Here is a 2,238-nt window from a genome sequence, read left to right on the forward strand (position 1 = left end):
CAGGGTGTCGGTCATCTGGCGGGGGTCGCAGTTGGCGTGGGCCAGCAGGACGTCAGCGTGGCAAGCGGCGCCGGGTTTGCACCAGCAGGCGAGGTCTTTGCCGCGCAGCATGTGGATGTGGGAAAAGATTGTCCGCCGCAGCGCGGCCATGTAGTCCCAGAATGCCCGATCTCCGGACTGAGAGACGTAGGCCGGGCGCAGGTTGCGCGGGATCGAGTAGCCGATTAGCCAGCAGACATAGGCATCGACGGCCTCGGTCGCCGTCAGATTTGCGGTCACAGGCTGGGTCCGCAGCGCGCCCAACAGGTGAAAGTGCACCTCTCCCGGTGCGCCCACCTTCCACGGGTTTCCCCAGCGGGTCGCACGGTCAACCTTCACGGTGTCCACTGGCATCCGCCAGCCCTTGGCGCGGGACAGTTGGATGCGGGCGGTCATTCTGCGGTCTCTTCGGCTTCAAGGCCCCATTCGATCAGGGTGCGTATCGCCTCTGCGAGGCTTGTGCCGTCCCGCTCAGCCTTTCCGCGAACGCTGGCGAACTGCTCATGGTCCATCCGGATCACGGCTTGACGAAAAGCGCCGCGTTCAGTGCCGTGCCCGACGTGGCTGGATTGTTGCTGCCCGAGTTTCATGCTGCTGTCTCCTGTGCGAGGGCATAGCCGCCCCATTGGTCTGCGGCGGCGATCATCATGCCGGGGAAGGACCGGCTGCGGAGGCGGGCGCGCTCGGGGCCGGGTGGCATCCGGTGAACCTTGTTCCAGGCTTTCCATTCGTCAGAGCCGCGTTCCGGCTCGGGCAGGCGGTCGGTCTCGACCAGCTCAGGCAGGCCGCGCAGATACCATCCGGTGGATTTGTAGGCGGGTTCACCGAACCAGAACGGCTGCACCATCTGAGGCGCGGGCAGGTCTGCGGGCATGCGGTCGCGCGCCAGGTCGTTCATTTCCGGGTTCTCGATGGCCACGCGCGGGATCGGCGCGGCCCAGCAGGCGGTGAAGACCTCAACCCCGGTTTCGAACTCGGCCCGCATGTCGGCCCAGCTGCGGCCCTGCGGCAGGCGTTTGGGTGGAGTCCACTTGCCTGCCCCGCTCATCCACCGGCGGCCAGAGCGGCAAAGCCGGGTGCAAGGTGGGTGCATCAGGGCAAGCAGATCCCAGCCCTCGGTCAGGATGCCGTCGCGAATGTCACAGATGCGGTGCCGGTTGCTGCCGTCCTCGGCCGGTTCGATGTCGCAGGACCAGACGTCATGCCCGCGCGCGGCAAAGGCGCGCCGGGCGATGCCGGATGTCTCGCATCCGATGAGGACGCGCAGCGGGTGCATCACGCCGCCTGGCCGCTGGCGCGGTCCAGTTCATCGCGCAGGCGCAGGACGGTCAGCAGGGCCGTCTGGTTCTCGATCGTCACCTCGGGCATCAGCGCCTTCCAGCGCTTGCCGGCGGCGTCCTTTTCGATGCCTGCCGTATTGGCGGCAAGGCTCATGCCATCGCCGCGCATGATGGATTCGACCAGTTTCAGATCCGACTGCGGGCTGTGCGGGGCCGGGTAGCCGATGGCCCGCATCCGGCGTTCGGCGGCCTTTTCGCGGATCGTGCCGAGGCCGTCGAGGGAAATGGCCAACCCGGTTTCGCCGGGGTCGCGGGTGGTTGCGGTGGGCGATGCCGCAGGCGCGGAGGCAGGCGTGGCCTCCGGTTCGCCGCTCTCTTCGTCCTGCGCCTGTTTCAGGGTCTTGAGCCGCTTGGCCACGGCCTGCCAGCTGCGCCCGACCTTGGCCGCGATCTGTTTGACCGGCGTGCCTTTCTCGGCCTCGGCCAGCAGGGTCATGTCCTCGTCGTCGGTCCAGTCGCCGGGCTTTGTGGCGGCTGGGGCGCTGATTGGTCCGCTGGTGTTGTCCAGGCGCAGCATGATCGACAGCTTGCCCTTGCTGTCGGTCTCGACGTCCATTGCCAGCCGGTCGGCCTCCAGCGTGCGGGCGTGCTTCATGAGGGCGTCGCAGAGGGCGACCTGTGCCTGCGCCAGCCGCAGTTCCGCCTGGCGGGCGTTCCGGAGATCTTCGAGCGTCGTCATAGGATTTCCTTTCTGGGTGGGGATGGCGGGTCAGCTCATGCCAAGCGCGGCTTTGTACATGTCCAGCAACGCCTCTTCCTCGGCGATGTCGTCGGGGTCGCGCTTGCGCAGGGCGATGAGCTTTTTCAGGATCTTGGTGTCGTAGCCGCGGCCCTTGGCCTCGGCCATGACCTCCTTGAT

General features: G+C 67.1%; 5 protein-coding genes. All 5 read right to left on the reverse strand.

Annotated features, from left to right (window positions below):
- The coding region (locus tag PVW46_RS14370; RefSeq protein ID WP_274576347.1) for a DUF4326 domain-containing protein at positions 1-435 on the reverse strand (435 nt) is incomplete at its 3' end.
- Positions 432-629 carry a hypothetical protein gene (locus PVW46_RS14375; protein WP_069210244.1) on the reverse strand — a complete coding sequence of 66 codons (198 nt, stop codon included), beginning with the start codon at positions 627-629 and terminating at the stop codon, positions 432-434. The genes PVW46_RS14375 and PVW46_RS14370, both read right to left, overlap by 4 nt.
- Complete coding sequence (locus tag PVW46_RS14380) at positions 626-1,318, reverse strand: hypothetical protein (RefSeq protein WP_274576348.1); 693 nt, start codon at positions 1,316-1,318, stop codon at positions 626-628. The genes PVW46_RS14375 and PVW46_RS14380 overlap by 4 nt, the downstream gene beginning before the upstream one ends.
- Positions 1,315-2,058: a hypothetical protein gene (locus tag PVW46_RS14385; protein WP_069210242.1), complete on the reverse strand. Its 744-nt coding sequence runs from the start codon at positions 2,056-2,058 to the stop codon at positions 1,315-1,317. The genes PVW46_RS14380 and PVW46_RS14385 overlap by 4 nt, the downstream gene beginning before the upstream one ends.
- Before the next feature lie 30 nt (positions 2,059-2,088).
- Positions 2,089-2,238 (reverse strand): DUF2312 domain-containing protein (locus tag PVW46_RS14390; RefSeq protein ID WP_274576350.1); only part of this gene is annotated, 150 nt, incomplete at its 5' end.

Origin of the sequence: Mameliella sp. AT18, from assembly GCF_028807275.1 — a bacterium.
Lineage (GTDB): Bacteria > Pseudomonadota > Alphaproteobacteria > Rhodobacterales > Rhodobacteraceae > Antarctobacter > Antarctobacter albus.

Excerpts from the sequence above, each read along its gene's own strand:
- PVW46_RS14385 (WP_069210242.1), bottom strand. The coding sequence starts at position 2,058 with ATGACGACGCTCGAAGATCTCCGGAACGCCCGCCAGGCGGAACTGCGG.
- PVW46_RS14375 (WP_069210244.1), bottom strand. The coding sequence starts at position 629 with ATGAAACTCGGGCAGCAACAATCCAGCCACGTCGGGCACGGCACTGAA.